We start from the raw sequence: 23,500 nt of genomic DNA, 5'->3' as shown, positions 1-23,500 counted from the left end.
TGTTCTGCAGGTTCGGATCGCGGCTAGAGAGGCGACCCGTTGCAGTGCCCCACTGGATAAAGCTCGTGTGAATGCGCTTGGTATCTGGATTCACCAGCGTTGGGAGCACCGTGATATAGGTGCTCTGCATTTTCTTGAGTTCGCGGTATTCGATGACGGCGAAAACAATCGGGTGCGGCGCCTTGAAACTGAGTTCTTCGAGAACCACGGCGTCGGTACTGCGCTTCTTGATTTAGGGGAGCACGAGCGTATCAAAAAGGACTTCGCCGAGTTGCTTGGGCGAACCGATGTTGAATTCGAAACCGGCCATGTCGCAGATTTCTTTTTCCAAGTTTTCGATGCGGCGCTGCAGTTCTTGTTCCAAAGTCTTGAGAGCTGGAACATCAATTGCCACGCCCACAGATTCCATCTGGAAAAGAACCTTCAAGAGCGGCATTTCTTGCTCGAAGAAATACTTCACGTAATCGAGTTTTTCTAGCTCGCGGCGGAGCGGTTCCCACAGGCGAAGCGTATAGACTGCGTCTTCGGCGCCGTATTCGGTGGCTTCCTTGATGGGCGCGCGATTGAACGTAATCTGGTTTTTGCCGCGCCCGATGAGATTCTCGATGGGAATCATCTCGTGCTGCAATCGTTGCATCACCTGGTTGTCGAGCCCGAGGCCAGACTGTCCCGGCGAAAGCATCCAGGCCGCGATCAGCGTGTCGATGAGGTTTGCGTTATCGATAGCGCTCTGCGGAATCTTGAAGGTGCGTGCCAGCACATGCAAGTCAAATTTCGCGTTATGGAAAACGAATGCTCGCGACGTTTCGGTGCCGGCGACAGGCGAATTGTCGGCGATGAATTCGCTGAACCATGCCTTGACCTTGTTCAAGTCGTAATTGCCTTTGGGGCCTGTCGGCAGCGGGAATCCGATTTCGTCGGAATGGCCGAGCGGAATGTAGTAACCCTTGTTTACTTTGCCGTCGTTGTCGGCAGCGGCCAGGCAAAGCCCTACCAGGTTGCACTGCATCGGGTCAAGGCCGTCGGTTTCGGTGTCGATGCCTACAGTGCTTGCGGCGGCAAATTCGGCCTTCATCTGCTCGAAGATTTCATCGGTGTCAACACAAATGTATGTCGGCGGAACATCGACCGGGAAGTCGGCGCGTTCCACTTCTGCGCCCGTTAAACCATCTGCACTTCCCGTGCCATTGCTTTCGCGCACAAAGCCCGTCTTGCTGGGAATGCCTTCCAAAAGGCGGAGCAGACTGTTGATTTCGTGATCCTTGAACATCTGCGCCAAGGTGTCTACGTGCAGGCCGTTGTATTCCAGCGTGTCGAGGTTGCCACTAAAGGCTCGCTTGGTCTGAAGCGTCACCAGTTCGCGGCTGAGGAATGCCTTTTCGCGGTTGTTCGCCAAATTGTCGTGCAAACCCTTCTTGGTAATCTTGTCGAGGTTCGCGTACAGGTTGTCCATGTCGCCGTAATCGTTCAGCAGCTGGATGGCAGTCTTCGGGCCCACCTTGGGTACACCGGGAACGTTATCGCTTGCGTCACCCATGAGCGCCAAGTAGTCGCGGATTTTTTCGGGCGGAAGACCGTATTTTTCAAGCACCTGTTCAGGGCCAAAGTCAATGCCGTCGGCACCCTTCGTCAGGTGGAAAAGATGGATCTTGTCGGTTACGATCTGCGACATATCCTTGTCTTTACTTAAAATCACCACATGGTCAAAGCCCGCTTCGACCGCGGCCATGGCGGTACTTGCCATCACGTCGTCCGCTTCGTAACCCGGTTCCGACAAGAGCGGGATTCCGCTCGCTTCCAGACTTTCGCCCAACAGCGGCATCTGAGCCGCCATTTCTTCGGGCATGGGCCCGCGATTGGCCTTGTAGTCTGGGTAAAGTTCGTGCCTGAAAGTCTTGGTGTGCGCCACATCGCGTGCGATGGCGAAATGCGTCGGCTTGTGCTTGGCAAGAATGCGGAGTACTGCGCCCCAGTAACCGTGCATCATCGAAACCTCTTCGCCCTGGCTGTTTTTCAGCGGGTTCTGCGAATAGGCGTAAAACATGCGGAACGCAAGTGCGTATGAGTCGAGCAAAAGTAGAGTCTTTTCAGGCATGCTTTGAATGTAGAAAATTTGTATATTGGATTCATGTAAAAAAGGAGTTGGATATGCAATCAAGAGTTAAAGAAGCAATCATTTTGGCAGTTGCCGTTTTGTGCTTGGGCGCATTTTTCTATCGGGCCCAAATCGATGTCAAGGACCGCGACCGTGTGGTATTCGTGCGCGGACTTGCCGAACGCGAAGTTTCGGCTGATTTCGTGATTTGGCCGATTGTGTACAAAGAGGTGGGCAACGATCTTGCTGAACTTTCTGCAACGTTACAGTCCAAGTCGCAGATACTTGAAAAGTTCCTGCTCGAAAACGGCGTGAAAAAAGAAAATATCACATACTCGACCCCGGCCATCGTTGATGCCGATGGCGAACTCTACAGTGGCGGCAAGCATGCTTATCGCTATGTCGCGACAGTTGTGGCAACGGTGGCCACGAACGATGTGGAACTTGTCCGTAAAACCATGGAAAAACAGGGCGAACTCCTGAAGCATGGAATCGCTTTTAGCGGTAGCGATTACCAGTATCGCACCGTCTATAGCTTTAACGGTCTCAACGAAATCAAGCCCGCCATGATTGACGAGGCGACAAAGAATGCAAGGAGTGCCGCCGAAAAGTTTGCGAAGGACTCCGATAGCAAACTCGGCAAAATCAAGACGGCAACGCAGGGCGTGTTCTCCATTGAAGACCGCGACGAAAATACGCCGTATATCAAGAAAGTGCGCGTCGTAACGAACGTGCAGTATTTCTTGGAAGATTGAATCAATTTATCCTTAATGCATTTCATGTTCGATGTCATCAAAATTTCTGCCGATTCTGCGGGCTTTTTTTAAATTTCTACAAAAAAGGATTTATCATGAAGAATTTTAGCGAAAATATCAAGTACATCGGTGTCGATGACCGCGACTTGGATTTGTTTGAAGGCCAGTACGTGGTGCCCGAGGGCATGGCGTACAATTCGTATGTAATTGTGGACGAAAAGATTGCCGTGACGGATACGGTCGATGCGCACAAGGTGGGCGAGTGGCTTGCCAATCTGGAAGCTGCTCTCGCTGGCCGCAAGCCGGATTACCTAGTGATTCATCACCTGGAACCGGACCATGCCGGTGGCATTGCTGATTTCATGGCGAAGTATCCTGAAACGACTTTGGTCGCTTCTGCCAAGGCTTTCGCGCTGTTGCCGCAATTTATGACGCTGCCTGCAACGACCAAGACGCAGGCTGTGAAGGAAGGAGAAACGCTTTCTCTTGGTGCTCACACATTGCAGTTTATCGGTGCCCCGATGGTGCACTGGCCCGAAGTGCTGTTCAGCTATGAACAGAGTGAAAAGGTGCTGTTCGCAGCCGATGCCTTCGGCAAGTTCGGCGTGTACGATGCCGACCCGGATGACTGGGCATGCGAAGCTCGCCGCTACTACTTCAACATTGTGGGCAAGTACGGCAACCAGGTGCAGGCGGTTCTCAAGAAGGCCGCCACGCTTGACATCAAGACGATTTGCCCGCTGCACGGTCCGGTGCTCACCGAAAACCTCGGCTACTACATCGACAAGTACAACACCTGGAGCAGCTACGCTCCCGAAGACAAGGGCGTGCTCGTGGCATTCGCCTCTATTTACGGCGGAACCAAGAAGGCCGCGGAATTGCTCGGCGAAAAGCTCAAGGCCGCCGGTGTTGAGAAGGTGGTGGTCTCTGACCTTGCCCGCAGCGACATGGCCGAAGTCATCGAAGACGCCTTCCGCTACGACCGCATGGTGGTGGCCGCTCCTACTTATGACGCAGGCCTCTTCCCGGTCATGGAAGACTTCCTGAACCACCTGAAGGCAAAGAATTACAGCAACCGCAAGGTGGGCGTCGTGGAAAATGGCACGTGGGCTCCGATGGCTGCCAAGAAGATGACGGAAATCCTCGCCACGCTCAAGAACGTGACGCTTGCCGAAACCGTGGTGACGGTGAAGTCTACGCTCAGCGCCGAATCCGAAGCTGCGCTGGACAAACTGGTTTCTGAACTACTTTAGTAGAAAAGGAGATGCCGCATCAAGTGCGGCATGACATTAGTAGCCTTAGCAACTAAATGCTGCGGGCAACATTTCAATGACGTCAGTCGGGAGCATTCCAAATGCTCCCATTTTTTCGCGCGTGAGTCGGCCTGCTTTCTGGTGCAGGAGTACGCCGAGTACGGCTGCTTCTGCGGTGGGCAAACCCTGTGCGAGTAGTGCGGTGATAATGCCGGTAAGCACATCGCCTGCACCGCCCTTCGCTAGGCCCGAGTTGCGGGCCGGAATCACGTACACGCGTCCGTCGGGAATCGCCACGTAAGTGGGGCAACCCTTCAGTACAATCGTAATCTTGAACTGCGTCGCAAACTGCTGCAGGTATTCCGGGTAAAAGCATTCGTTTGCCGGAAGCGGACCGAAGTTGCGTTCCCATTCGCGCTTGTGCGGCGTGACAATCGCATTCGCAGGGCCGCCTTCCATGCAGAAGAATGCAGAACCACAGGCGTTAATCGCGTCGGCGTCGACAACCACGGGAATCGTGAGTCCGGTCAGGAACATGCGGACTGCGTCTTGCGTTTCGGTGTCGGTTCCAAGTCCGGGACCGATGGCGATGGCGTTTTGGTGTGTCGCGATATCCTGCAACTGCATCAAGTGCATAATCGAAAGCTTGTCTGTCGTCGCATTTCCTATACCGTAGAATACGGGCTCGTCAAGCTTGGATTGCAAAGCCGGGAGCAAAGCCTTCGGTGTTGCCGTTGTGACAAGGCCTGCACCGCTTCTAAGGCATGCCTTGGTACAAAGGGCGGCTGCCCCGGTCATATTGCCGGAACCAGCAATCACCATGGCGGTACCTTGGCTGCGCTTGTCGCCAAATTCGTCGCGGTCGGGGAGCAATGCCGGAATCATGTCTTCGGTGGCGAGGAATACGCCCGACAGGACTTTGTCAATCAGGTTTTCGGGGTAGTCGAGCGGTTCGACCGTCGTCTTGCCGAAAACGCGAGCGCCTTCGTTGGTGTAGGCGTCCAAGCGGGGGAGACCAAAGACAAGCGTCTCGGTGGCTTGAATGCAGTTTTCGCCGCAGCGGTGTTCCGAAGAATCAAAACCGGTAGGGGCGTCTGCTGCAAGAATCGGAATGTTCCATTCGTTCAAGTTGATGACGACTCGAGCAAAGGCCGGGCGCAGTTCGCCCGAGGCTCCGTTGCCGAGCATGCAGTCCACGGCAAGAGCGAATTTCGGTTCGTGTACGGGGAGGTCATTAATGACAATGAGCTTTCCGCCGCTTTCCGAGAAATCCTGGTACGCCATGGCCGCTTCGTTCTTGAAGGTTTCGGCCTTGGCGAGCGAATAGACTGTACAGGGAATACCTGCTTCAATCAGCAATTTGGAAAGAACGAGGCCGTCGCCGCCGTTGTTTCCGCCGCCGACAAATACGGCGACCGATTTGCCTTCGCGGTTTTCGCCGAGCATATCAATTGCTTTTTCAAAGAGCTTTTGCCCCGCCAATTTCATCAGGCCGTATCCGGCATCGATGGCGGTAGCGAATCCATCTACGAATTCTGCGTCAATTTCGGTTTGGGGTTCCCAAAACGGCGGAAATCCGGCGCTAGAAACGCGGCTCCTCTTGGTGTCTCCATCCAAGAAGCGCATGGCCTCTGCAGTAACTACAGGGGCACATTCCTTGTAAGTCAAGTTCGAAAGGAATTTCAATTAGATAATCCAGTAGCTGAGACCGACCTTGAACTTCATCATTCTTGCGCCAGACATGTCAACCAAGGAGTAATCGCCCGTAGCGAATTCCAGGTCGTCCAGGGTCTTCACGTCGGGGTAGAGTTCCGTGATGCCCATGTAGAAGCGGAAGTCGAAGAAGAGACCTGCAACAATGTTGACGCCTGCACCGGCTACAATGCCGAATCCAAACGTTGCCTGTTCGACTTTTTCGTTGCTTTTGACCGGGATGTCCAAGGTGGCGTTTTCAACGGCGTCGATTTTAGCCTTGCTGCTCAAGGTGAAGTTGAACTGGGCGCCGCCGGTCACGTAGAATCTATTGGCAATGACGCCGCGCATCAGCAAGGGGAGTTCCAAGTCCGTAGAAACGTACTTGCGCTTGAGGTGCATGAATTCGTGTTCGGTGGTAATATGGGCAATGTTGACCTCGGGGGTAAAGTACAGGTTCGGAATCATCTGGATGCGGAACATGATACCACCGTCAAAACCGATGCCCGACGGGGTTCCGTCGATGTCGCTATCGTTGTCGAGGTCTTCCTTGAAGCCGAACATTCTGCCGTAATTGAAGGCGAACTTCACACCGAAGCCAAAGAAGGGCGTGTTGTTGGCGTTTGCCGGAGCGTATTCGTCATTCTGGACGTTTTCTTGTGCGGGCTCTTGAGCGCTAGCCTGGTACTGCGGAGCCGGAGCGGGTGCCGGAGCAGGTTCTTCTGCTACGTTAGCCTTTTCTTCTACAGGTTCAGCAACCTGTTCCTGTTCGGCGGGTTGCTCTTCAGCTTGTTCTTCTGCTTGTTCAGCGACCTGTTCTTCGGCCTGATCGGTATATTCAGGATCAAAGTCGTCCTGAGCAAATGCGACGGAAGCAACCAACATGGTGCTTGCAATGAGCGTCCAAAGCTTTTTCATATTTTCTCCAAACTAGATGTTATTTGCGTAATAAAATAGTATATTCCGGCCTTTTCTTTGCTCTGATTCGCTTAAAATTGCTGTAAAACGGCGGCCTTGTAAAATCTCTTAAACCTGCTTTTGGATATTTTGTCCAAACCAATTGCCTTTCGGCGTGAACAATGGCTCCCTTTTGAATTTATTTTCCATAAAAGCAATATAAGGAGCTACTATGAAAAAGAGTGTTTGGGAATCTCTGGCTCTCGCTTGCGCAATGGCTGTATCGGCTAGTGCCTTTACGCTTACGGGCAAAGTGAGTGACGAACAGGGCGGCGCGGTAAGCGGTGCATCTGTTTTACTTGTCAAAAATGGCCTTTCTACCAAGACCGATGACAAGGGTGAATTTAAATTCCACGAAGAAGGAATGTCTGTGATGGGACGCGTGCTTCCGGGCTATATCAGCGTCAATAACGGCGTTCTTTCTTTCTCTCAACGTTCCAGTGAACCCGTACAGGTCCAGATCTTCGACATGATGGGTAATCGCCTGATGAGCGAAACCCTTTATGGTTCGGGCAGCCTCGATTTGCAGGCATGCGTCAAGGCCCAAGGGGCTTACTATGCGAACGTGAAAATCGGAAGTGCACAACGCAGCATCCGCTTTACTTCTAATGGCAATTACGGAGCCTCTTTCGCTAACGGCCAAAAGGCTGCTCTTGCAAGGCTGACGACCAACGAAACGCTCAAGGTCATTGCCGACGGTTTCGATACCCTTTCGGTGCTTTTGAATAAGCTCGACACGAATCTTGCTCTTACGGTGAAAAAGCCGAAGGCCGAACCGCAGTACGCCTACGGTTGGGGCTTAAAGAATGATCCGGTTCCCACCCGTGGTTGCGGCAAGACCTGGAATCGCGTCAAGTCCGGCAGCTACGAATTCCAGTGGAGCAAGGGCAAGCGCACCATCCGTATCGACATTCCTGACAATTACGACAACAAGAAACCGTACAAGCTCATATTCGGCATGCACTGCATGGGCGGCTGGGCCGGTGGTGTGCAGCAAGAAGGCTACTATGGTCTGAAACCGCTTGATACCCAGAAGACGGCAATCTTTGTCGCTCCTGAAGGTAACGGAAACCAGGCCCCGTGGGGTCAGGATGACTATCTGCTCTTCGATGAACTTTTGGCCGATTTGCAGAGCAACCTTTGCATTGACTCTAGCCGCGTGTTCTCTACAGGCTTTAGCTACGGCTCCATGTTCAGCAACGGTCTCTCTTGGAACCACCAGGATGTGCTTCGTGCTGTAGCCGTGTATGAAACCGCCGAACGTAACATCTGGCTCCCGCAGCGTCAGAATAAGGGCGTGGGTTGGATGGGTGTGCTCGGCCTGCAGGACAACCTTTGCACTCCGCAGATGGGTCGCGCCGCTCGTGATATCATCTTGACGCTCAACTCCGAAGGCGGCAAGGCCAAGAATGAAAAGGCTCAGGAATATGGCGGCAGCGGTCCGCACGTGTGCTACGACTATACCACGGTTGAAGAACGTTTCCCGGTTCGCTGGTGTACGCAGAATGGCGGCCACATCTGGGACCACAAGGATCCCGGCCAGCAAAAGTCCTGGGTTCCGCAGGCCACTTGGGATTTCTTCAGCAAATTCTAAAGATCAGCATACTTTAAAATTTCCTATATAACACATCCAAAGCACCTTTCCGTTTCGCGGAGAGGTGTTTTTAATTAAATTGTACGTAAAGGACAAAAATGATTAAATATTCAAAATATGTATTTCTTTTAATTTCGTTATTCCTTTTATCCTGTGCTGAAGACGAACCGGAGTGGAGCGCCGCGGATGTTTGTCCTGAAACAGGTATGAACGCTTATGGCATCCCGAACCGAGGAACCTTTGTTGATGAACGCGATGGCCGCGAATACAAGTATACGACAATTGGTAAGCAGGTGTGGATGGCCGAGAATTTGAAGTATGAACTGCCGAATCCTTATAGTACTTGTTATGGCAAAGAATTTTGTGTGCCGAGAGGCTTTTGGCTGAATGATACAACGCAAATTTGTAATACAGATACCACGCGACTTGCTGAAATTGCAGAGCGCCTTCATTCCACTTGCGAAACCAATGAATGTATTGCTGATGAATTTTGTGAAAAATATGGAAGGTTCTATACGTTAATAAAAGATGCAAAAGATTGTGGCTTTCTAGATCGTGATATCGTAGATTCAGTATGTCCGAAAGGTTGGCATGTTCCGACCAAGGTGGAATGGGAAACGCTGGCTGAATCCGTGGACGGCGTAGTAAACCGACTTCTTAAAGAAGAGGCTATCCTTGCGATGGATTCAATAGCAATTGAGTACCAAAAAAAGGATGGGGGACCAATTGATGCGTGTGGTTTTTCGGCGCTTTATGCGGGGTATTATGATTATAGTGGTGGCTTAAGCAGTGTTTTTCGGGCGACGTATTTTGCGTCAAGTACGATGAAAAATACTGTGTCCTCTTATGACGTGATTTTGGGAGAAAGTATCAGTTTCCAGTGGATTGGCACGAAAAAATCTATTCGTTGTATTAAGGATTGATTGTTAACTAGTGGGGAAATCAATGATTAAATATGTCTCGTTTGTGGTACTATTTATTTCGTTATTCTTAATGTCTTGTACTACTGATGCGGATGAAGAATGGGATGCCGCTCGTGTATGTCCTGAAGATAAACGAGGTGTGTTTACGGATAGTCGCGATGGCCGTGAATACAAATATACGACTATTGGTAATCAAGTGTGGATGGCAGAGAACCTAAATTTTTTAAGCAAAAGCAGTGAGTGCTTTGACAAAGAGAGCTTGTGTGAAAATGAAGGACGACTGTATGAAGTTGATAGTGTAGAATGTCCCATAGGTTGGCATTTGCCATCGCGAGAAGAATGGATGACTCTAGTGAATAATATGGGTGGTATAGAAGTGGCCGGGTTGCGTTTAAAGAATGATACGGGTTGGAAACCATTAAATCCTGGAGAAAATGGTAATGGCCTGAATGAATGCGGATTTGATATGATTCCGTCCTACAAGCTGACGGAAGATTATGGTTATGAAACGACTTTTTTAACGTCGACAATAGACTCTACAAAAATGCCAAGTTATCTAGTTACTTTTTTTGCTGCGTCATATATGGATAGTATTCACTTTGGTGGTGATTATCTGGATGCTTATAAAAATGTTCGTTGCGTAAAAGATTAACTTTCCTTTTATTTCTTTTGCGTAATCCTAGCCATTTTCTAAATTTGGGCGCATGGAATTCAAACGTTTTGAAGCTTTGATTGAAATGTTCCCGCAGGTGCAGATTTTCAGCACTGAGGGCGAAGATCTTGACAGGGTCATTACCCATTTTTTGAATCAGCAAGAAAATGTCTCCACCATGTCGGAGGCAATGCAACGTAAGATTCAGCATGCGCTCGCGCCGTTCTTTCAGCAGCGTTTTATTAGCCTGCATGACGAAGAAGCTCCGCTGGTGCGGCACCTGCTTTTGAAAAAGAAATTCTTTTTGCAGACCGACCGCTATATCGACGATATGGCGTGGCCCGAAACCGACCCCGATAAACTGGAAGAGGCTTTGAAGATTGCGGATTTGACCGACGAAGTTCTGGAACGCAAGCTTTTGAGTCTTTCGAACGGGGAACTGCGCCGCGTATTGCTGGCCCGCATGTGGATGGAAAAGCCCGAGTGGGTTTACTTTAACGATTTGTTCGGAGGTCTCGATCCTGAATATCGTAGGCACTTGGCTGCCAGCGTGGTTCAGCTTTCAAAACGCGATGGCTTGAAGGTCGCGGTGCGCCTTGCCCGCGAAGATGAATTACTGCCTGAAATTCCGGCGTTCGTTTACGCCAACAAGACCTTTACTCCTTATGCAGGCGAGCTCCCGCAAGAAATCGCTGCTCCCAAGTATTCCAAGAAGGAACTCAAGGGCTACGAGATTGTGAATCTCGGCACTCCCGATACATCGGACCCGGAAATCCTTTTCGAGCTCAAGAACGTGAATGTCCGTTTTGGCGAAACCGATGTGCTCAAGAATCTGAACTGGACGGTTCGCAAGGGCGAACATTGGGCGGTCATGGGCGAAAACGGAGCTGGCAAGAGTACGCTGCTCGGTATGCTTACCGCAGACCATCCGCAGATTTACAACAATGACATTACGCTCCTTGGTGAACGTCCGGGCCATGGCTTGAACATTTGGGACCACAAGGCGAAACTCGGATTCTTCTCGCCGGAACTTGCGCTCCAGTATCGCGAAGACCTTAGCTTGTCCGAAGTCTTGTGCACGGGCTTTACCGCAAACCTTTGCAAGGCCGACAATACCACTTGGGAAGAACGCGCAAAGGCAAAGGAATGGCTGAATTACCTTGGCTTTGACGACGTGAACGCCCGCTATCGTGACTTGTCTCCGATTGACAAGCGTGTGGTGCTCATGGCGCGTGCCGCTATCCGTCCGCCCAAGGTGCTGCTGCTCGACGAACCTACGCAGGGCCTCAAAGGCGAATACCGCGAAAAAATCTTTAGCTTGCTGCAGTTGCTTTCGAAAGAAACGACAATCATTTTGGTGAGCCATTACGAAGAAGAATGGCCGCCTTGTATGACGCACTTGCTGAGAATGCCCAAGTTCTCTGGAACTTAACTCCGAATTAGTTTGTTAAAAATTATATACGTACTTTTGAGTAACGATTAATGTATTTTATAACCAGCAGCTTATGTTGGCTGTAAAAAACACAACAAACTACTTATCAGGAGTGCGTAATGACAAAGAAGGTTCTGCTTCTCTGCGGTGATTTTACCGAAGACTATGAAACCATGGTCCCGTTCCAGTCGATGTCTATGTTGGGCTATCAGGTGGATGCGGTGTGCCCCGACAAGAAGGCTGGCGAAACTGTTGCGACTGCAATTCACGATTTTCTGGGTGAACAGACTTATTCTGAATCCCGTGGCCACAACTTTGCGCTCACCGCTGACTTTGATGCAGTGAAGGTGAAGGATTACGAAGGCTTGTTCATTACCGGCGGTCGTGCTCCGGAATACATTCGCCTCAACGAACGTGTGCTCAAAATCGTGAAGGAATTCTTCAAGGCCAAGAAACCGGTGGCAGCCATTTGTCATGGTCCGCAGGTGCTTGCTGCAGCTGGCGTGCTCAAAGGTTACAAGGCTACGGCTTACCCCGCAGTCGGCCCGGACATTACTCTTGCCGGCGGCAAGTATGTGGCAGTGAACGTAGATGAAGCTGTCGTGGACCGCAACTTGGTCACCGCTCCGGCATGGCCTGGCGACACGGCAATTGTCCGCGAATTCGTAAAACTCATGGGCGCAAAAATCAAGATTTAATCTTGGCGTTTCACTGAAAAAACATTTTTCAAAAAATTCTCTTTCTGTAAAAGACACGTACTGTCGGTACGTGTCTTTTTTTTGCCTTTCGAAAAAGTCTAAATTTTGACTCGGAAAAATAAACTTATAACTCAAAGCGCCGACCTATTATGCAGTTGAATGAACAGACTATTATGACGGCCCTGCAGGCGGTTCAAGACCCCGACCTGCACAAGAATATCGTTGAACTGAACTTTGTCCAGAATCTAAAGATCGATGGCGACAAGGTGAGCTTTGATCTTAGGCTTACAACGCCGGCATGCCCGATTCGCGATCAGTTCAAGGACCAGTGCATTACGATTGTCAAGTCGCTTGGCGCAAGCGAAGTGAACGTGACGTTTACGGCGCAAGGCCGCGTAGAAAGCTCCAATACGGCTGCGCAGGCTCCGAAAGTTTCGTACATCGGCGATGTCGCTCATGTGGTGGCGGTTGCAAGCGGTAAGGGTGGCGTGGGCAAGTCCACCGTAACGGCAAACCTCGCCATGGCCCTCAGCCTCTCGGGTGCCCGCGTGGGAATCTTGGATGCCGACATTTACGGCCCCAGTATGGGACTCATGTTCGGTATCGACCGTGCTCCCGAAGTTTTTGAAGACAATACGATTGCCCCGGTCGAAGCAAAGGGCGGCATTAGTATTGTGTCTATGTGCATGTTCGCCGATAGCGACAAGGCGACCATCTGGCGTGGCCCGATGGTATCGCAGATGATCCAGCATTTTATCCATCATGTGCGCTGGGGCAAACTTGACTACTTGCTGGTGGACTTTCCTCCTGGAACGGGTGACATTCAGCTGACCCTTACGCAAAATTGCCCGATGGCCGGAGCCGTCGTGGTGACGACACCGCAAGAGGTGGCTCTTGCCGACTGCCGCAAGGGTCTTGCCATGTTCGATTCCGTGGGCGTTCCGGTGGTGGGCGTCGTCGAGAACATGAGCTACTTTATTTGTGGTGAATGCGGCAAGCATCACAACATCTTCCGCGAAGGCGGTGGTGAACGCATCGCCCAAAAGTGGGGAGTCCCCCTGATTGCAAAGGTTCCGCTTGAACCTGCAGTCGCGGGCTGCGGCGACGAAGGTACGCCGGCTGTGCTCCGTTATCCGAACTCCGAATCGGCCAAGGCCTTCATGCAGGCCGCCGATGCGACCGTCCGCACGCTTTCGATGTTTGCTTCCGAAGGTAATGGTGTGCTCAAGAATTTTAACTACGATTTCGAACAACTTCCGGTGGAGGCTGTCTAATGATTCAACCGAAGAAAGTTTTTAGAACTGCCGAAGGAAAGCTGGGGTTCGAATGGAACGACGGTAGCCGTGGTGCATGCGATATCCGCACTCTCCGCTTGGCTTGTCCTTGTGCATTGTGTGTCGATGAACATACAGGCGAAAAACTCCTGGATGATTCTACGGTGCCGGCCGATATTAAGCTTGTTAAAGTTCAGTCGATTGGCCGCTACGCCGCAGGCCTTACCTTTAGCGATGGCCACAATTCGGGAATTTACCCTTACGAAAAGTTATATAACTTGACGAAAACAAAGTAAAAAGACATATTTGGATAGTCTTCAAGGAAATTTCCTATGAAGAATTGAAGGTATGTATTTCTATGAGTGATGCAAACGAAGCGCTTTATTTTAGGGACCTCAACAGGTTTCCGACCCTGAGTCCTCAGGAAGAAGAGGCTCTTCTTGCGATTATCAAGAGCGACCAGGCGGAAGAAATCCGCAAGTCGGCCTTGCAGCGCCTGATTCGGGGTAACCTCCGTTTTGTGGTGAGTGTCGCAAGAAAGTACCAGGGGCGTGGACTTTCCCTGCTTGATTTGATTAACGAAGGAAATATCGGGTTGTTCAAGGCGGCAAAACGCTTTGATATGGGAAAGGATGTCAAGTTTATTTCTTACGCGGTCTGGTGGATTCGCCAGTCTATCCAGAAAGCCCTGTTTGAACAGGTGGGCGCGGTCCGAATTCCGCCCAACAAGCTTGCCTTGGTGAACCGCTTTAAACGGGCCTTGATGCAGAACGACGGTGACTACGATCGTACCATAGCTATGGACGAATTCGCGCCGTTCGAAAAGGACATCGTCGAGGTCATGGAAAAAATCGTGGACATTTCGCTGGATGCCCCCATTGGCGACAGCACGAATGTCGGCGGTAGCGGTGACACGGTCAGTACGCTTATGGATGTCTTGGGATCCGACGGTAACCAAGACGAAGACATGGAAAAGGATGAACGTCGCAAGCTCATCCAGGAAACATTGTCTGCTCTGCCGCAGCGCGAAGAAGAAATCCTTCGCATGTTCTACGGACTTGATACGGTTGAAGACACGACGCTCAAGGATATCGGTGAAGATTTGAAACTGAGCCGCGAGCGTGTCCGCCAGATCAAGAACAAAACCTTGCGTCGTCTGCAAAAGAGCAAGGAACATAAAGAAAAACTGGCTGATTTCTTGGAAAAGTAATGGCGTATTCGTCTTGGGCAGCCCGAAGGGCTGCATACTTGTTTTTGACCCTTTGTTGCGGAGCCCTGCTTACATTTGCGGGCTTTCGTATTTATGATGTTTATGGCCCCAGTAAAATTTCGGTAGGCGGGATTCCTTACGGTTTGCCTGCCGGTTCGACCGTTGCCCGTGGCGATACGCCGGATTTGACGGCCGATGTTGCCAAGGTCCCGGTGCAGGTGCAGACTGAACTTCGCCGTGCGACGGAGCTTGCCCGTTCGGGCTCTTACCAGGCTGCCTACGATATTTACGATGGCGTGATAGTTCTTTACCCGGATCTTTTGCCGGCGCTTCTTGGACAAATTAATACTTTGTTCGAAATGGGCTCGCTAACGGAAAACCAACAGGACCGCCTTTCTCTCTTGATTGGAAAACTGCAGGCCCGCTTGCCGGGTTCCGGTGTGGCAACCTATGTCGAAAGCCGCAAGATTTACCAGGCCGGTAACGCCTCTGCTGCGTTGGAACTGGCCCGCGTGGCTTCTGAACGTGCGCCAGCCTTGTACCAGACCAGGCTTTGGTACGGCAAGCTCTTGATGGAAAACGGCCGTTACTTGCAGGCAGCCAACGAATTCAAGACGGTGGTGAGCCTTTCGGGCGGCGATGTGCCTGCTGCCTACGAAAACCTTGCTGACCTTTACCATCGCAGCGGTCAGCTGGACAGTTGCGCAGCCGTTGTGGAATACGCCCTTTCTCAGTACCCGGTAAACGTGAAGCTCTTGCTGTTGCAGGGTTACATGGACGAATACCAGGGCCATTTCGATGCCGCCGAAAAGATTTACCAGCGCATTCTGGCCTTCATGCCCGATTACTCTCCGGCTCGCGAAGCCGTCTCGACTTTGGGCGAAAAGTCTCCTCCGGGTCCGGGTAACGGAGTGGTGCTCTCTCCCCAAGACCGTGCTCAGACTGCCCTCGATATTTTGGAACCCATGGTCGACAAGTATCCCGAAAACTTGCCGCTCAAGGAAGCTCTCGGCCGCGCTTATTTGAAGGGCCGCCAGTTTGACCTTGCCCGCAAGCAGTTCCAGGAAATCCAGAAGATCGATCCGGAATACCCCGACATTCAGCAGCGCATTCAGGAATCTAACATTACCAGGCCTGCGCCCATTAACAAGAACGATGGCTTGACCGCGAACTTGAACCGAGCCGTGGATAGCCTACGCGAAACCATGGCTCCGTCTGCCGTTCATGATTTCTCGACGATGCTTGGCCACTATGTGGTGCGCTACGGTGCAACCCCCAAGGAATTCTTCAAGAAGTACTCGATTGGAAACTTCAGGCCCGTGGCAAGGAACGTGTGGCAGGAATCGTTCTTTATTGCGCCTTACATGCACACTTACACGGTTGTCTTTGATTCCCTGAATCATTTCCGCGAAGTACATGTTGTCGTGCATGACTCGTCTTCGACCTCGAATCATTTTGGAATTGCTCCCGAAATCTATACGCGACTCCTGAAGCAGAATTCCAGAATCTCTGGTATCGGCAACAGCACGGGTGAAACCGATTGCGGTGATGGCTTGATTATCGATGCCGCCGTGTGGGAAACTCAGGATAACTTCGAAATGCTTGCCCGCGTAGTGGGTAAACCGGCCGAAGTCCGTATGGTCCGCTTTGACAAGTCCGCGCTTCCGCCGGGCCTCAAACTGTGCGACTACACGAAGTATTTGAACCAATACTAGGGTTTTATAGCCCTCATTTTTGTATCTTTACTCCCATGCTACGTATCCGCTACATGGCACTTGTGATGCTCGCCCTCGTGTTCGAGGGGTGTACTTGCTGTGCCTACCTGAACCACATGTTCAATGCGGAACGCCTGGATGAACAGGCCGCCGAAATGCGTGCCGCCCGCCTCGACAGTATTCCGGATAGCGAAAATTCCCTGCCTGGCTCCGAAGAACGCCAGAAATACGACAAGATTATCGAAAAAGGCTCCCGCGTGCTGGAACGTTTCCCCAAGAACAAGAAACGTACCGCCGAGGCTGTGTTCTTGATTGGTGAATCCTTCCGCCATAAGCATGAATGGGGCAAGGCCATTACCAAGTACGACGAATTTGAACGTTATTTTGCCGACCATGATTCCATGAAGGCGGTGGAATACCAGAGAGCCTATTGCCTATACCGCAATCACGAATTTAACATTAGCCGTTTTGCCTTGGAACCGGTGATTGCATCCAAGGACCACCCGTACTATTTCCAGGGGTTGAACCTTCTTTCGCTTTTGGACGAACAGGCCGAATTCCCGGACCAGGCGATTGCTTCTTTGGAAGCGGTGCTGGCCGATACGGCAGGTACGCCCTTTATGCGCGGTAAGGCACACTTTAGATTGGCCGGCCTGTACTTCAAGAAAGAAAACTGGGACAAGGCTCGCGAACATTATACCGCCAAGGAAATCAAGGAACTGAACGCTCGCGAGCAGCAGACGGCGGGGGAACAGGCGGCAGAATGCCTTGCTTACCGCAAGGAATACCTGAAGGCGGCAGACGAATACAAGGAACTTTACAAGAATCCCGAAAACGAGTCCAAACAGCCGGAATACCTGGTTCGCATTGGCGAATTGACCATGTTGGGCGGCCGTTATCCTGATGCGATTATCATTTTGCAGAAGGTGAACACGGAATACCCGCGTTCCGAGTTTGCTTCGCGCAGTTATTTCTGCCTGGGCGACTACGAACAGCACAAGACGATTGATTACGACAAGGCCGTTGTCTATTACGATAGTAGCTTTATTTCTCGCACGATTAGTAAGTGGGGCCAAGAAGCCCGCGAACGCCGCGATGCTTTAAAGCGCTTGATTGCCATGCGTAACCAGAACGACAAGGAACGCAAGGATTCGATTCCGAACGTGGATAACTTCTTCAAGTCGGAATTCCTGATTGCCGAACTTTTCCTGTTCAAGCTGGATGAAGTCGACAGCGCGATGACTCGCTTGGATGCCGTGATTGAATCGGGCGACAGTGCGAAGTCCCTGCGCGCTTTGTACGCCAAGGCCTTTATTTACGACGAATATATGCATGATCCCGATTCTGCCGAAGAAATCTACAAGCAGATTATCGAGAAGTATCCGGAAACGGAATATGCAAAGCAGGCTCAGGTGAACTTGGGTATGCGTGTGACCTTAAAGACCCGCGAAGATTTGGCGAAAGAAAAGTACATGGAAGCCGAAAGCCTTTGGACAATCGCTGCCGAAATGCCTTTGGATAAGATGGATCAGGTGGATTCCGCTTATGCCCGTGCGTTTACGCGTTTCGACAGCTTGTATCAGGAATATCCCGAAACGCAGGCCGGCATTCAGGCCCTTTACATGAAGGCCATCTACTTCCAGATGAATCCGGAACGTATCGACAGCACCATGCTCACTTACAAGCTCCTTCGCGACAAGTATGGTCAGACTCCTTGGGGCAAGAAGGCGGCTTCGATGATGAATACCCGCTTGACCATTACCGACCAGGATCTGGAACGTTTGCGCAAGCGCGTCAAGAGCAGCGAAACCCATGTGAACAAGCTTTCTGCGCAGTATTACGAAGAATTGAACAAGGCGCCCGAAGAAAAACAGGCCGAAGTAAAGAGTCAGGAAGATGAAATCCTTGAAAACACGTACAACAGCATGTATGATTTTGAATAGGCGCATCGTTTTTGTGGTGCTGGCCATGTTTGTGGCTATGCTTTTGTCTAGCTGCGCCAATGGAAATGCAAAGATCGCTTCCCGTCAAGGTTACGAAAGGTTCCCCGAAGATACCCAAGCTCCTCAAAAGGGTAAAAAGGGCAAAAAGACCGCTCCGATCGGAAAGGTCATGAAGGGTCAGGCGAGTTATTACGGGCCGGGATTCGACGGCAAAAAGACGGCCAGCGGTGAAATTTTCAATCAGAATGCGATGACTTGTGCCCACAAAACCTTGCCTTTTGGCACTAAGTTGCGTGTGGTTCGTGACGATACGGGTGCTTCTGTCGTGGTGCGCGTGAATGACCGCGGCCCCTTTGTACGTGACCGCATTATAGACTTGAGCGCTGCCGCCGGTAAAAAGCTTGGCCTCGATAAAGTCGGACATGCCAAGGTCACCGCTACGGTGATTGAGTAGCCCGACGCTCTTCAAAAAAAGAAATTCGCCGATGTCATAATTTGACATCGGCTTGATTTTATATTTGGCTGTACAAAAAAAGAGGAAAATATGTATAGCGAATATGATTTTGGAAAATCAGCCTGTAAAGCCGCCCGCGAGCCCGTAACGCTCTGGAATTCCGGCTTTTCGTCGTTCAAGCGTCGTATTGACGAACAGCTCCAGCTGAATGGCTTTGATGATTCTTTAGTAGACGACGAAACTTTGCTGCCCTATTACCGTGCGGGCGAAAGCGAAAACTACGTGCTCGCCGCCCTCGGCTGCACCGTGGGGGTGTAACGTCTGCGTTGTCATCCTGGGCGACAGACCCGGGATCTCCTCTTGTTGTATGAGTTGAGTTTTATTTCGCCTTATAGCTCACGAAGCGGATATTCCCGCAGTAATCCTTGTGGATTCCAGCAAATTCCAGCCACGGGTAGTTGGCGGCTTCGTTCTTCAAGACTTCGGCTTGTTCAGATCCGATTTCCAAAAGAATCGGGGCGCCTGCGCTTAGCTTGCCTTCGGTCTGCTGCAAGAGTTTGCGCACGAGTGTAAGGCCGTCGGGGCCACCATAGAGGGCGAGTTCCGGGTCGAACTTGTCGACTTCGGGCTGGAGCTTTCCCTTTTCGCCGTCGGGAATATAGGGAAGGTTTGCAATTAGGCAGTCGATTTTAGCGGTATCGGTGACGGCATCCAGCAGGTCGCCCTGCGCAAAAGCCAGATTCGAACCTTCGGCGTTTGCACCGAGGCCGTTGGCTTCGGCATTTTCGCGGGCGAGCGAAAGTGCGTCTTCGGAAATGTCGGTGGCGAGCACTTTCGCTCCGGCGATTTCTTTCGCACAGGCGATAGAAATCGCGGCTGTTCCCGTGCCCACTTCGACGATGAACGGATTTTCGATACCCTTGAGGCGTTCCTTTGCCATGTCGACTAGCATTTCCGTTTCGGGGCGCGGGATCAGTGCCCGCTTGTCGCACTTGATAATGAATCCGCGGAAACTGGTGTCGCCAATAATGTGCTGCAACGGTTCGCGGTTGGCGCGGCGAGCCACCATCTGGCGGAGCACATCGAGTTCGGCTTCCGTCAGCGGCTTTTCAAAGTTCAGGTAAATGTCCATGCGGGACTTCATCTGAAGTCCGTGGCTGATGATGTATTCGGCATCCAAGCGCGCGTCAGGAATTCCCTTCTTTTCGAAGAATACCTTGGTGCGGTTCAGAATTTCAAGTACAGTCATCTGCGGCATTGCGTTACCTTAAGCGTTGAACTTTCCGAGCTTTTCCTGGGCGTTCGCCATCTGGAGCCCGTTGATGATTTCATCGAGGTCGCCAGTGATGACCTTGTCCAAATTGTACAGCGTAAGACCAATGCGGTGGTCGGTCACGCGATTCTGCGGGAAGTTGTAAGTACGAATCTTGGCACTACGGTCACCGGTGCCCACCAAAGCCTTACGGCTCGCGGCTTCTTCCTGTTCCTTCTTGGCAATCACGGCGTCCAAAATCTTGGAACGCAGCATTTCCATAGCGTGCAAGCGGTTCTGCAACTGGCTACGTTCGGTCTGGCAGCTCACCACCACGCCTGTCGGAATGTGGGTGAGTCGCACGGCGGAGTCCGTCTTGTTAATGTACGCCCAGCTCTGGCGCAAGGTCATGGCCCCCGTTCACGACGGTCTGGCCTGGCAGGACTTCCCCTACCCCTATCTGGAGGGCGACACGGGAATCTTCGGCTTCCGGGAGAATAGCGACCGTTGCGGCAGAGGTATGCACGCGGCCCTGTGTTTCGGTTTCGGGCACGCGCTGCACGCGGTGCACGCCACTTTCGAACTTGAGCGTACCGTACACGCTGTCGCCTTCGATGAATACGCGAATTTCCTTGTAACCACCCACGGTGCCTTCGCTGGCGTCCTGGATGGTCATCTTCCAGCCCATACGGCTGCAGTAACCCTGGTACATGCGGAACAAGTCGCCCGCAAACAGAGCGGATTCGTCACCACCGGTACCGCCGCGGATTTCGAGCGTGGCATTGCGGTAATCCCACGGATCCTTCGGCACCATCAAAATCTGGAGTTCGTCGGTAATACCCGGCAACTTCTTTTCGATGTCGGAAAGTTCCGACTTTGCCATCGCGACCATTTCAGGGTCAGAATCGCCGAGAGCGGCCTTCCATTCTTCCTGGTCGTTCAGCATCTGCAGGTATTCCTTGGCCTTAATGACGGCCTTTTCGATACCCTTGTACTGCTTGTGAATCTTGTTGTAACGGGCCTGGTCAGCGAGAACATCCGGGTTGCCGAGTTCCGATTCCAATTCCTCGTACTTTTCAATCAGTTTTTTTGCTTTATCTTTCATCGGGTGCAAAAGTAGAAATTTTAAGTAAATCCAATTTGGCTCCCTATTGCGGAGGCCTTTAAAAAGAGTATATTTATAGTAAAATTTTGGAGAAAGAGGAATAATATGAAAAAACTAGTTTGGGTTGCAGGCCTGTGTTCTTTGGGCTTGGTTGCTTGTGGCGATAGTTCTTCGAGCCCGAGTAAAGGTCAAGATTATTGCAAGATCGTGTCTTCGGAGCCTCTGGTTCTTGAAACTCTTGAAGAAGGTATTTATTCCAAGACATCGTTTGACTATTCAGATGAAAGACTTGTCGAAAAGGTGGAATACGAAGATCAGTCAGTCGCCAAGTGGGCTTGCTCTTCGTATAAGTCAGACGACGATTATGGTGAAGTCGAATGCAATGGCAAGTCTATTATCGCTTATAGTAGCGACCGCTTGACGAATAGCCAATACAAAAAACTTCTGAACATGTTCGTGTCGATGTGTAAGGAATATGACGACCCCGAAGATGAAAATTCGAATAGCGATCCCGGAGATTCGAATCAGCTTAGCGAATCGAAATCTTCCTCTAGTGCGCAGGGTTATCAGACGGGATTGTCGGATTATTGCGAGGTCGTTTCAGAAAATCCTTTCGTGATGAACATGAATTTTATGGGTTTGCCTAGTACATCCCGTTATTCATATAGCAATGGAACGGTGACGGTTGAAACCGAATACGAAAATTCGGCGGTTGTCGATTCCATGTGTGCCCTTGAAAAGAATGATTACTCATACACGAATGTTCGTTGCAAAGGAAATAAAATCACAGCCGATTTCGATGAAACCATGTCGGAACGTGAATATACACAACTTGTCAAAATGTTTAAAGAAAGTTGTATCAATTATAAGGATTGGGGCAATGTCGAAACCTATTTCGAAAGTTCCAGTTCTGTCGTTGAGGTGAGTTCGGCAAGTGACGAAGCAAATGCAGATGGCTCCATCAGTTGGTATGATAAGGCTTCGTACAAAAAAGAGAGTGTGGTTGCCTCGAACGCCGCTGAACTTCGTTGTACTGAGACTCATGAACCGGAAAATCTTTCGAAGTATGATGTCGCCTATGAATTTGATGATCCGGAAGATTTAGGACGCGATTATTTTGGAAAGAACAATGCCTATATAGATGACAAGGTGACTCCGGTGGAAGCTGAATGTGGAAGCCTTGTCTTGAATGGCTCAAATGGTTTGCTTATTCCGTTGAGCGAAACCTTTAAAAGCAACGGGTTCGTTGCTGAAGTCCGCTTTATGGCTACGGCGGAAGGTAATATGAGCAATATATTTGTTGCTGAACCTCCAGGATCCGGTGTTGACGGTTGGCAGATTCGTCTTGATGGGTCCATCTTGAGATTCCATTATCGTGATGCAAAAAATGATTATGATTGGCATATTGAAAAAGTGGGCGAAATAACGCTGAATGAATGGCATGTTGTCAATATTTCAATTGGAGGAACTTCAGGTTCGTCGACTCTTTATGTGAGCATTTCGTTAGATGGCGATCCTCGCGTTGATGCTATCACTCATGGGGACATCTCGAATATCGAATATGGTCTTGGAATCGGTTATGACTCTATGTATCAGGGATTGCATGATCAAAGATTCTTTATCGGCAAGATAGATTATATCCGTTACGGTAAAGATTCGGAATAAGACCTGGAATAATGACCCCAATCGGTACATTCTACGGCGATGCCGTCTACAAGTACGATGCTCCCCGGCAGGGGAGGCTGTTTGCGGGGCATCCGGGTCGCATCGAGCTCAAGCCGGGAATGAATTTCGAAACAGCGCTCCGCGACCTAGACGGCTTTGAACGCATCTGGGTGATTTTCAAATTCCATGAAAACGAAGGCTGGCGCCCGACAACGCGCCCGCCCGTGCCGCCCAAGGGTAAAGACCGCGTTGGAACCTTTGCGAGCCGCAGCCCTTACCGCCCGAATCCGATTGGGCTTTCTTGCGTTCGTCTTCTCAAAATCGAAGGTCTTACGTTGTATGTGGACGAAGCGGATTTGCTGAATGGGACGCCTGTTTTTGATATCAAACCGTACATTCCGATGGCCGATGCATTCCCCGATGCCAAGGCCGGTTGGGTCGAAGAACAGGTGGGCGATTCGTGGACGATTCAGGTGGACGCTCAATTCGAATCGCAAAACCGCTGGATCGCCGAGCATAGCGTCTTTGACTTGTTCAGCTTTGCGCAGGTGCAACTTTCCCGCGGGAATTTTTCGAAAGATGTTTTCGATAGTTCTCGACGTCGCCTGACGATTGATGAAAATACCCATACGGGCGTGCTGGCGTACCGCACCTTCCGCATCCATTTCAGCTACGACGAACCTGAACGACAAGTGTTGCTACAGCGCATAACGAGCGGTTATTCTGCCGAAGAGCTGGAACCTGGTGCCGAAGACAAATACGGCGACAAGGACTTGCACAGAGAATTCTTATATTTGTGCGCGAACGGCTTAAAAAAGAATTAAGCCTTTA

The 23,500-nt window shown here is 50.9% G+C and carries 19 protein-coding genes and 2 pseudogenes; 16 read left to right on the top strand and 5 right to left on the bottom strand.

Annotated elements, in window-relative coordinates:
* Positions 1 to 2,095 (bottom strand): annotated as a pseudogene (locus QZN53_RS04415) (DNA polymerase); the annotation flags it as partial.
* Positions 2,096 to 2,148: 53 nt separating this feature from the next.
* Here QZN53_RS04415 and QZN53_RS04410 point away from each other — a divergent pair.
* Both QZN53_RS04410 and QZN53_RS04405 read left to right on the top strand, forming a co-directional pair.
* Complete coding sequence (locus QZN53_RS04410) at positions 2,149 to 2,850, top strand: SIMPL domain-containing protein (protein ID WP_163437691.1); 702 nt, start codon at positions 2,149 to 2,151, stop codon at positions 2,848 to 2,850.
* 95 nt (positions 2,851 to 2,945) lie between these two features.
* On the top strand, positions 2,946 to 4,103 hold the full coding sequence (locus QZN53_RS04405) for an MBL fold metallo-hydrolase (protein WP_163437690.1): 1,158 nt from the start codon (positions 2,946 to 2,948) through the stop codon (positions 4,101 to 4,103).
* A 45-nt stretch (positions 4,104 to 4,148) separates the two neighbouring features.
* Here QZN53_RS04405 and QZN53_RS04400 read toward each other — a convergent pair whose 3' ends face one another.
* Together QZN53_RS04400 and QZN53_RS04395 are read right to left on the bottom strand one after the other, a co-directional pair.
* On the bottom strand, positions 4,149 to 5,789 hold the full coding sequence (locus QZN53_RS04400; RefSeq protein WP_163437689.1) for an NAD(P)H-hydrate dehydratase: 1,641 nt from the start codon (positions 5,787 to 5,789) through the stop codon (positions 4,149 to 4,151).
* Complete coding sequence (locus tag QZN53_RS04395; protein WP_163437688.1) at positions 5,790 to 6,713, bottom strand: porin family protein; 924 nt, start codon at positions 6,711 to 6,713, stop codon at positions 5,790 to 5,792. It abuts the gene before it with no gap.
* 211 nt (positions 6,714 to 6,924) lie between these two features.
* Between QZN53_RS04395 and QZN53_RS04390 the strand changes: the two genes are divergently transcribed.
* The 12 genes from QZN53_RS04390 (at position 6,925) to QZN53_RS04335 (ending at position 18,965) form a co-directional block, all read left to right on the top strand.
* Complete coding sequence (locus QZN53_RS04390; RefSeq protein ID WP_163437687.1) at positions 6,925 to 8,346, top strand: esterase; 1,422 nt, start codon at positions 6,925 to 6,927, stop codon at positions 8,344 to 8,346.
* 98 nt (positions 8,347 to 8,444) lie between these two features.
* Entirely contained in the window at positions 8,445 to 9,269 is an 825-nt protein-coding gene (locus tag QZN53_RS04385) for an FISUMP domain-containing protein (protein WP_163437686.1), read from the top strand.
* A gap of 22 nt (positions 9,270 to 9,291) precedes the next feature.
* Positions 9,292 to 9,921: an FISUMP domain-containing protein gene (locus QZN53_RS04380; RefSeq protein WP_163437685.1), complete on the top strand. Its 630-nt coding sequence runs from the start codon at positions 9,292 to 9,294 to the stop codon at positions 9,919 to 9,921.
* A 52-nt stretch (positions 9,922 to 9,973) separates the two neighbouring features.
* On the top strand, positions 9,974 to 11,353 hold the full coding sequence (locus QZN53_RS04375) for an ATP-binding cassette domain-containing protein (protein ID WP_163437684.1): 1,380 nt from the start codon (positions 9,974 to 9,976) through the stop codon (positions 11,351 to 11,353).
* A 119-nt stretch (positions 11,354 to 11,472) separates the two neighbouring features.
* On the top strand, positions 11,473 to 12,051 hold the full coding sequence (locus QZN53_RS04370; RefSeq protein ID WP_163437683.1) for a DJ-1/PfpI family protein: 579 nt from the start codon (positions 11,473 to 11,475) through the stop codon (positions 12,049 to 12,051).
* Between the two features lie 149 nt (positions 12,052 to 12,200).
* Positions 12,201 to 13,325, top strand: coding sequence for an Mrp/NBP35 family ATP-binding protein (locus QZN53_RS04365; RefSeq protein WP_163437682.1), 1,125 nt, complete (start codon positions 12,201 to 12,203; stop codon positions 13,323 to 13,325).
* Positions 13,325 to 13,621, top strand: coding sequence for a DUF971 domain-containing protein (locus QZN53_RS04360; RefSeq protein WP_163437681.1), 297 nt, complete (start codon positions 13,325 to 13,327; stop codon positions 13,619 to 13,621). The genes QZN53_RS04365 and QZN53_RS04360 overlap by 1 nt, the downstream gene beginning before the upstream one ends.
* Positions 13,622 to 13,683: 62 nt before the next feature.
* Positions 13,684 to 14,535: an RNA polymerase sigma factor RpoD/SigA gene (locus tag QZN53_RS04355; protein ID WP_073057730.1), complete on the top strand. Its 852-nt coding sequence runs from the start codon at positions 13,684 to 13,686 to the stop codon at positions 14,533 to 14,535.
* Positions 14,535 to 16,250, top strand: a complete 1,716-nt coding sequence (locus QZN53_RS04350) for a tetratricopeptide repeat protein (RefSeq protein WP_163437680.1) — start codon at positions 14,535 to 14,537, stop codon at positions 16,248 to 16,250. The genes QZN53_RS04355 and QZN53_RS04350 overlap by 1 nt, the downstream gene beginning before the upstream one ends.
* Before the next feature lie 35 nt (positions 16,251 to 16,285).
* Positions 16,286 to 18,193, top strand: coding sequence for a tetratricopeptide repeat protein (locus QZN53_RS04345; RefSeq protein ID WP_163437679.1), 1,908 nt, complete (start codon positions 16,286 to 16,288; stop codon positions 18,191 to 18,193).
* Positions 18,180 to 18,647, top strand: a complete 468-nt coding sequence (locus QZN53_RS04340) for a septal ring lytic transglycosylase RlpA family protein (protein ID WP_294651856.1) — start codon at positions 18,180 to 18,182, stop codon at positions 18,645 to 18,647. Before QZN53_RS04345 ends, QZN53_RS04340 begins: the two co-directional genes overlap by 14 nt.
* 90 nt (positions 18,648 to 18,737) lie before the next feature.
* Positions 18,738 to 18,965 carry a hypothetical protein gene (locus tag QZN53_RS04335; RefSeq protein ID WP_163437601.1) on the top strand — a complete coding sequence of 76 codons (228 nt, stop codon included), beginning with the start codon at positions 18,738 to 18,740 and terminating at the stop codon, positions 18,963 to 18,965.
* A 61-nt stretch (positions 18,966 to 19,026) separates the two neighbouring features.
* Here QZN53_RS04335 and prmC read toward each other — a convergent pair whose 3' ends face one another.
* The gene (gene prmC, locus QZN53_RS04330) at positions 19,027 to 19,905 is read right to left on the bottom strand and encodes a peptide chain release factor N(5)-glutamine methyltransferase (protein ID WP_163437678.1); all 879 of its coding nucleotides are present in this window, start codon (positions 19,903 to 19,905) and stop codon (positions 19,027 to 19,029) included.
* 9 nt (positions 19,906 to 19,914) lie between these two features.
* Positions 19,915 to 21,004, bottom strand: a pseudogene (prfA, locus tag QZN53_RS04320) (peptide chain release factor 1).
* Between the two features lie 105 nt (positions 21,005 to 21,109).
* Between prfA and QZN53_RS04315 the strand changes: the two are divergent.
* Positions 21,110 to 22,669, top strand: a complete 1,560-nt coding sequence (locus tag QZN53_RS04315; protein WP_163437677.1) for a hypothetical protein — start codon at positions 21,110 to 21,112, stop codon at positions 22,667 to 22,669.
* An 11-nt stretch (positions 22,670 to 22,680) separates the two neighbouring features.
* On the top strand, positions 22,681 to 23,493 hold the full coding sequence (gene tsaA / locus QZN53_RS04310) for a tRNA (N6-threonylcarbamoyladenosine(37)-N6)-methyltransferase TrmO (RefSeq protein WP_163437676.1): 813 nt from the start codon (positions 22,681 to 22,683) through the stop codon (positions 23,491 to 23,493).
* Positions 23,494 to 23,500 lie beyond the last annotated feature (7 nt).

The sequence above is a fragment of the uncultured Fibrobacter sp. genome (assembly GCF_900316465.1).
Taxonomy (GTDB): domain Bacteria; phylum Fibrobacterota; class Fibrobacteria; order Fibrobacterales; family Fibrobacteraceae; genus Fibrobacter.
The sequence above is the reverse complement of the archived record's forward strand: the minus strand, read 5'-3'. Positions and strand labels throughout refer to the sequence as shown.